This window comes from Longimicrobium sp. (genome assembly GCF_036554565.1).
Classification (GTDB): Bacteria; Gemmatimonadota; Gemmatimonadetes; order Longimicrobiales; family Longimicrobiaceae; genus Longimicrobium.
Window position 1 is genome coordinate 1 of sequence record NZ_DATBNB010000454.1, and the last position, 7,264, is coordinate 7,264.

Below are 7,264 nucleotides of genomic sequence, written 5' to 3' on the forward strand. Positions count from 1 at the left end.
CGCGACACCCTGCTCGGCTTCTACCGCACCATGCTCCTGGCGCGCCGGCTCGACGACAAGGAGATCCAGCTCAAGCAGCAGAACAAGATCTTCTTCCAGATCTCCGGCGCGGGCCACGAGGGCATCCAGGTGGCCGCCGCGGCGCACGCCCGCCCCGGGTACGACTGGTTCTACTTCTACTACCGTGACCGCGCGTTCTCGCTGGCGCTGGGGATGACGGCGCTCGACCAGCTGCTGCAGGCCGTGGGCGCCGAGGCCGACCCGTCGTCGGGCGGCCGCCAGATGCCCTCCCACTGGGGCCACCACAAGCTGAACATCGTCAGCACCTCGTCGCCCACGGGAACGCAGTTCCTGCAGGCGGTGGGCACCGCCGAGGCGGCCATGCGCGCCCGCAAGGTGGGCGAGCCGCTGGTGGAGGCCACCCGCGCACACGGCGACGAGGTGGTGTTCGTCACCACGGGCGACGGCACCACGTCGGAAGGCGAGTTCTGGGAAAGCCTCAACTCGGCCAGCAACCTCAAGCTCCCCGTCGTCTACATCGTCGAAGACAACGAGTTCGCCATCTCCGTTCCGGTGGAGGTGAACACGGCGGGCGGCAGCATCAGCAAGCTGGTCGTGGGCTTCCCCGACCTGTACATCCAGACCTGCGACGGCACCGACCTCTGGGAAAGCCACGAGGTGATGGGCCGCGCGGTGGAGTACGCCCGCAGCCGCAAGGGCCCCGCGCTGGTGCACGCCAAGGTCATCCGCCCGTACAGCCACTCGCTGTCGGACGACGAGAAGTTCTACAAGACCGACGCCATGCGCGCCGACGAGGCCCTCCGCGACCCCATCACCCGCACGGCCACGCGGCTGGTGGAGCTGGGGATGGCCACGGCCGACGAGCTGGCGCAGATGGAGGCCGAGGTGAACGCCGAGGTGCAGCGCGCGACGGACGAGGCGCTGGCGTCGCCGCAGCCGGACCCGTCGACGGCCATGCTGTACCTGTTCTCGCCCGACGTGGACCCCACGGCCGAGCAGTTCGACACCGAGGACGATCCCCGGCCGTCGGGCGGCGAAACGACGATGGTGGACCTGATCAACTCCACGCTGCGCGACGAGATGCGGCGCGACCCGCGCATCGTGGTGTTCGGCGAGGACGTGGCCGACGTCAGCCGCGAGGAGATGATCAACGACGTCAAGGGCAAGGGCGGCGTCTTCAAGGTGACGGCCGGCCTGCAGCGCGAGTTCGGCGGCACGCGCGTGTTCAACTCGCCGCTCGCGGAGGCCAACATCGTGGGCCGGGCCATCGGGATGGCGCTCCGCGGGCTGAAGCCGGTGGTCGAGATCCAGTTCTTCGACTACATCTGGCCGGCGATGATGCAGATTCGCGGCGAGCTGGCCACCATGCGGTACCGCAGCAACAACACCTTCGCGGCGCCCGTGGTCATCCGCACCACCTACGGCGGATACCTGAAGGGCGGCAGCATCTACCACTCGCAGACGGGCGAAAGCCTGTTCGCGCACTGCCCCGGGCTGCGGGTGGTGCTGCCGTCGAACGCGACGGACGCGGCGGGGCTGCTGCGCACGGCCATCCGCTGCGAAGACCCAGTGCTGTTCCTGGAGCACAAGCACCTGTACCGCCAGGTGTACAACAAGGGGCAGTATCCCGGCCCCAACTTCATGATCCCCTTCGGCAAGGCGAAGAAGGTCCGCGAGGGCACCGACGTGACGGTGGTGGCCTGCGGCGCGCTGGTGCAGCGCTCGCTGGTGGCCGCCAAGGTCGCCCAGGAGCGCCACGGCATCAGCACCGAGGTGATCGACCTTCGCTCGCTGGCGCCGTTCGACATGGAGAGCATCGCCGAGTCGGTGAAGAAGACCAACCGGGTGATCGTGGCGCACGAGGACTCGCTCTCGTGGGGCATTGGCTCCGAGATCGCGGCCCGCATCGCCGACGACCTGTTCCCCTGGCTGGACGCGCCGGTGAAGCGCGTGGCGTCGATGGACACGTGGGTGGCCTACGCGCCGCAGGTGGAGCGCGCCATCCTCCCCGAGCCCGAGGACGTGCTCGCCGCCATCGAAGAGATCAAGGCATACTGACCTGATCCGCTTCGCAGAAAGCCCCGCCCGGAAGCATCCGGGCGGGGCTTTTTTGCGTCCACATCCACCCTCGCATGGTGCCTGGCGTGCGAGGCCCGCCCCTTCCAAGCCATAGGCGTGACGGAGTTTACCCTGCACCTTGCGGGAACGATGGCGGTGAAGACAGGATGGCACTTCGTCCACTTGTCTCCCGCGAGAGCCTTCCGCGCGGTTCACATCAACGTTAACTTCGGATGCGCGAGATTGAGTTCTACAGCACCCGCTCCGGGAGGTCGCCCGTCGAGGATTTTCTCGCACAGCTGCCCGAAGGTGCGGTAGTGAAAATCCACGCGGCACTCGAGGCGCTCCGTAAGTTTGATCGGGTTTCGCCCACGCACCTGAAGAAGCTGCGCGGTACGAATGGGTTGTGGGAAATACGCGTCCAGCACACCGGAATCGCATACCGCCTGTTGAGCTTCTTCGAGGGTTCGCGGCTCATCGTCGTCCTCACCGCCTTTGTGAAAAAAACGGAACGGGTTCCGGTCCTGGAGATAGAACTCGCTCACCACCGCCAGCGCGACTACCTGAACAGGAAACGTCAGCATGGATGACCTTGATCGGAGCATCGCCCGGGCTGCGCTTCGCAATCCGGAATTTGCCGACCTCTACGACCGGGGCTACCAGGCGTTCCACATTGGCACCCAGCTCAAGCTGGCCCGCGAAGATGCCGGGCTCACGCAGGCACAGGTTGCCGAGCGGCTGAGAACTCACAAATCCGCGGTCAGCCGCATGGAAAACCAGTCGGAAGATATCCGCCTTTCCACCTTACAACGGTACGCTCAGGCGGTGGGCTGCATCCTCAAGCTGGAGTTGATGCCGGCTTCGGAGGGGACGGTCGCGCGAGCCATCCGGGGATATCAGGAGGAACTTGCGGCAGCCCCGGCCACGAGCGTCCGCGCGCGACGGGCCAAACCCGCAGCCCGGTACGCGGAACATGGCGACTAAGCTCGACAAGCCCATCAAGCGTGAGCTGGACATCGAGGGCATCACCTACACGGTGACGATCTCGCCCGACGGCGTACAGGTGGTGCAGAAGGGGAAGCGGAAGGGGCTCTCCGTGTCGTGGACCTCGTTCGTGAACGGCGATGCGGCGCTCGCGGCCGAACTGCGCGCCTCGCTGGAGGCCCTTCCGCAACGCTGATTGGGACCGTTCCTGAACAGCTACACAATTGCCGTTGTCCCGGTTGAGGGATGGCGGCTATTGTTCGTAGGTACCGCACCCACACCTCCTCGCGGTCCGACGCCCTTCCCAACTTCAGGAGCCTCCCCATGCCACTCGCCGGAAATGTGACCCCCGCACCCGCGGGTCTCCGCGGCTTCGACGCCAACACCCCCATCAGCGCTGCGGCGGCCCGGGCGTTCTGGGACGCCGGGTACCGCTTTGCGCTGCGCTACGTAGGACGCACGCAGATGGCCTCGCACGACCTGACGACGGCCGAAGCGGAGATCCTGCTGAACCAGGGCTTCGGGCTCATGCCCGTGCAGCACGTGCTGGACCCGGGGTGGCAGCCCACTACGGCCCTTGGCCAGGAGTACGGGGCCAACGCCGCCACGTTCTCGCAGCAGATCGGTTTTCCGCCCGGCGTCAACGTGTGGTGCGACCTGGAATCCGTCTCCCACGAGGCCAGCGCCGCCGACGTGATCGGCTACTGCAACGCCTGGTACACGGCCGTCGCGAACGCCGGGTACGTCCCCGGCCTGTACGTGGGCTACGAGCCCGGCCTTACGGGGCAGCAGCTGTACGGCTCGCTGAAGTTCTCCCGCTACTGGGCGGCGTACAACGTGGACGGGGTTTCCAATCCCAAGCCCCGGAGCTGGCAGCTGGTGCAGATGGAGGGCAGTGGCACCGTCGGCGGGCTGAGCACCGAGGTGTACGACGCCGACGAGACGCGGACGGACGGCGAGGGCAGCACCCCGGTGTGGCTGCAGCGCTGACATCTTCCCCCTGCCAGCTCTCTCGGCACGTTGGTAGAAATACGAAGCGGCGGCACCCTGGCGGTGCCGCCGGTTCGTCGTTCGGGCTGGAGAGCCTCCCAACTGCGGGAGGCTTCAACTGCACGCACACCCGAGCTGCGGAAGCGCCATCGAACTCTCCCTCTCCGCATGCGCAGCATGCGGAGAGGGGCCGGGGGAGGGGCATGCCGATCCGTCAGCGCTGCGTGGGCGGGCGGAGCGTGGCGGGGAGGACGATGCGGCGCTTCGGGAGAACCCACAAGAGCGCGCCGCCGGCGTAGACCTCGCGCGCCACGCCGGCCAGCGGAGGAACCACCAGCAGGAGCAGGTAGCCCGCGGCGAACGCGACTTCCTTGCGGCGGTTGCGGCGGATCCCCTGCTCGGATTGGCGTCGCTCCATCAGCCCCGTGATGTCGCCGCGGCGCTCACTGACCTCCGCCAGGCCCGCGGCGGCGGTGGATTCCATCCAGGCGACTCCCAGCCGCGCCCCCGAGCGGATGAGCCGGTTCAGCAGCGCCACGAAGCCGGCGATAGCCAGCACGGGGAGGACGATTCTCAGGAATTCGTTCATCCGCACAGTCTGGCCGTCCGCCGCCCGTTTCGCAATCCAGGCGCGCGGACGCCTTCGTGGTTACGACGCGCGGCCGATGTCCAGCACCTCGGTGATCACGGAGCGAATCCCCCAGTCCTCCGCCTCGGCACAGCTGCTGAACCACAGGTCGATCTTGTTGCCCCGCACCGCGCCGCCCGTGTCCATAATGACGAAGACGCCGATCAGGCGCCCGTCGGTGTGCGACACGCGTACGACGGAGCCCAACGGCAGCACGTTGGGATCGCCCGCCGCGATGCCGTCGCGCACGCGCACGCCCGTCCGCGTGGTGCCGCGCAGGCAGTACGCGGTGGAGCGCATCTCCACGCGCCGCTCCACGTCCACCGAGCGCGATTCCGCACGCGGCAGGTCCATCCGTTCCGGCGTGTTCGTGCGGCTGGCGGAGGGTACCACGGCCACCGCGCGTGCCACGGCTGAATCGGCCGCCGCTCGCGTGGTGCGGGTGGCGCCAGTGTCCCGGGCCTGCGCATCGGCGGCGGGGGCCAAGGCGAGCAGCAGGGCGGCGGCGATCAGGAAACGAGTCATGCGAAACCTCCAGGGGGGTCAGTCGACGGCGACCACCGGGTGCTCGCCGCGGAACAGCGCCGACGAGCGGTAGCGTGCCATCCCGTGGTGCACCAGCAGCTTGATGAGCACGGCGAGCGGAACGGCGATCAGCAGTCCCAGGAATCCAAGGAAGAAGCCGAACACCGACAGCGCCAGGATCACCCACACGGGGTGCAATCCCACCGATTCGCCGACGATCTTGGGGCCGAGCACGGCGCTGTCCAGCACCTGCACCACGGCGAACACGATGCCGATCTTCCCCAAGCTCCACAGGATGTCGTTGGAGAAGATGGCGATGATCAGCGCCGGAATCAGGCTGGCGACGAGCCCCATGTACGGCACCACGTTGAACACGCCGGCCACCACGCCCAGCAGCAGCGCGTACGGAAAGCCCAGCAGCATGAAGCCCAGCCAGGTGAGCACGCCCACCGCCGCCGCGGCGATCAGCTGCCCGCGCATGTAGCTGGCGAGCAGCCGGTCGTACTCGGTTGTGAACGATACCACGCGCTCGCGGTACGTCGTGGGGATCAGGTCGCGGAGCCGCGCGACGATCGTGGGCCAGTCGCGCAGCAGGTAGAAGGTGAGGATCGGGGTCAGGAACACGTAGCCCAGCAGCGTGAGCACCGTCCCCAGCCCGCGTCCCAGCCCAAGCACGCCGCGCCAGATTCCGTTCGCCAGCACGGTCTGCCGCTGCTGCATCCACGCCATTACCGCTTCCGGCTGGATGGACTTCATCCGCTCCAGCAGCATCTGCTCATCCAGCCCCGGCAGGTCGCGGCTGGCCAGCGTGGCCTGCCACTGCTCCAGCCGCAGCGTCGCCGTCTGGATCAGCTGCGGCGTCCCGCGGATGAACTCCGCGATTTGCGCGCTCAGCGCCGGGATGCCCAGGAAGAAGACCAGGAAGATGATGACGAGCGCGGGCAGCGCGAGGAGCATCGTGGCGGTGTTGCGCGAGATCCTGCGCCGCTCCAGCCGCGCCACCAGCGGGTGCTGCAGGTACGCCAGCACCACCGCCAGCACGAACGGCGCAAGAAGGAACCCCGTCGTGTGAAGGATCCACATCATCGTCAGCCCCACCGCCGCGCTGACGATCAGCAGGTGGTGCCGCGTTCCCGAGTACGGCTGCATCAGGAACAGCAGCAGCAGGAACAGGATGAACGGGTTGAGGATGCTCTGCACGCTGTAGAGAAAGAACCCCACCACCAGCAGCACGATCACCCAATGGAACGCACGCCAATTGAAGCTGTCGGATGGATTGTCGATCATCGATTCTGAAGGCACGGAAACGTGATGGCGGGCTGGTACAGTAGCACCCGAGGGGCGCACAGGCCAGAGCGGAGGGCTCGCCGGATTGGCGCGCATCGTGCACAAGCACATCCGTTCCAAGCACTTAGGGGCTTACAGCGGAGGGATACGAAGATGGGTCTACTGGGAATGCTGCGGCCGACGCGCCGCGACGCCAAGACGATGATGCTCATGGGCGCGGCCAACTGGGCGGCGCGGCGCTACGGCGGGCGCAGCACGGGCACCAGCCGCGCGCTGAGCCACGCCACCTGGGCCCTGCCGCTCGGGATGATGGTCGCCGACCACCTGCGCAACCGCCGCGCCCGCTGACGAGCCGCCGACGCACGCACGAAAGGCCGCCCCGCGAGAGGCGGCCTTCTTGTACTGAGGAGGTATCGCATGGCCTGCGCCGTCTAAACTATCGCGGTGCTATGTAGAGAGCGGCCAATTCTCTCTTACGGCTGGCGGGGGCGACGCGCCACCCTGGCAATCGGTGGCTACGCAGATGGGACCAACTTATCCCTCTCGCGCTCGGAAAGCCTCGGGGAGAATGGCGACCTCGAAGTAGTGCCTGTCACCATGATCTTGCGGGTCTATCGACACGATCTCCGCAGGGATCGCGGATGACCGGAGATACTTGACAAGGGCCTCACGAAATACGTAGTAGCGCGACTTCCCATTGTTCACCATGATCCCAATGCTCGCACCTTGGGAATCGTGAGCACAAACCGCCAAGAGTCGGTCCGCGACATC

At 67.1% G+C, this 7,264-nt stretch carries 9 protein-coding genes; 6 read left to right on the plus strand and 3 right to left on the minus strand.

The window, feature by feature from the left end; genetic code table 11:
- The 5 genes from VIB55_RS12485 to VIB55_RS12505 all read left to right on the plus strand — a co-directional run.
- Nucleotides 1-2,079 (plus strand): dehydrogenase E1 component subunit alpha/beta (locus tag VIB55_RS12485; protein ID WP_331876976.1); only part of this gene is annotated, 2,079 nt, incomplete at its 5' end.
- A 233-nt stretch (nucleotides 2,080-2,312) separates the two neighbouring features.
- A complete protein-coding gene (locus VIB55_RS25660; protein ID WP_414681533.1) occupies nucleotides 2,313-2,669 on the plus strand; it encodes a type II toxin-antitoxin system RelE/ParE family toxin in 357 nt (118 codons plus the stop codon).
- Nucleotides 2,662-3,063 carry a helix-turn-helix transcriptional regulator gene (locus VIB55_RS12495; protein ID WP_331876978.1) on the plus strand — a complete coding sequence of 134 codons (402 nt, stop codon included), beginning with the start codon at nucleotides 2,662-2,664 and terminating at the stop codon, nucleotides 3,061-3,063. Before VIB55_RS25660 ends, VIB55_RS12495 begins: the two co-directional genes overlap by 8 nt.
- A complete protein-coding gene (locus VIB55_RS12500) occupies nucleotides 3,053-3,259 on the plus strand; it encodes a hypothetical protein (protein ID WP_331876979.1) in 207 nt (68 codons plus the stop codon). The genes VIB55_RS12495 and VIB55_RS12500 overlap by 11 nt, the downstream gene beginning before the upstream one ends.
- A gap of 128 nt (nucleotides 3,260-3,387) precedes the next feature.
- Nucleotides 3,388-4,053, plus strand: coding sequence for a glycoside hydrolase domain-containing protein (locus VIB55_RS12505; protein WP_331876980.1), 666 nt, complete (start codon nucleotides 3,388-3,390; stop codon nucleotides 4,051-4,053).
- A 214-nt stretch (nucleotides 4,054-4,267) separates the two neighbouring features.
- Here VIB55_RS12505 and VIB55_RS12510 read toward each other — a convergent pair whose 3' ends face one another.
- From VIB55_RS12510 to VIB55_RS12520, 3 genes are read right to left on the minus strand one after another with little or no spacing between them, the layout of a single operon-like run.
- The gene (locus VIB55_RS12510; protein ID WP_331876981.1) at nucleotides 4,268-4,642 is read right to left on the minus strand and encodes a hypothetical protein; all 375 of its coding nucleotides are present in this window, start codon (nucleotides 4,640-4,642) and stop codon (nucleotides 4,268-4,270) included.
- 60 nt (nucleotides 4,643-4,702) lie between these two features.
- Nucleotides 4,703-5,206, minus strand: a complete 504-nt coding sequence (locus VIB55_RS12515) for a 3D domain-containing protein (protein ID WP_331876982.1) — start codon at nucleotides 5,204-5,206, stop codon at nucleotides 4,703-4,705.
- Between the two features lie 18 nt (nucleotides 5,207-5,224).
- Nucleotides 5,225-6,493, minus strand: coding sequence for an AI-2E family transporter (locus tag VIB55_RS12520; protein WP_331876983.1), 1,269 nt, complete (start codon nucleotides 6,491-6,493; stop codon nucleotides 5,225-5,227).
- Nucleotides 6,494-6,646: 153 nt separating this feature from the next.
- Between VIB55_RS12520 and VIB55_RS12525 the strand changes: the two genes are divergently transcribed.
- A complete protein-coding gene (locus VIB55_RS12525; RefSeq protein WP_331876984.1) occupies nucleotides 6,647-6,841 on the plus strand; it encodes a hypothetical protein in 195 nt (64 codons plus the stop codon).
- The last annotated feature ends 423 nt before the right edge of the window (nucleotides 6,842-7,264 follow it).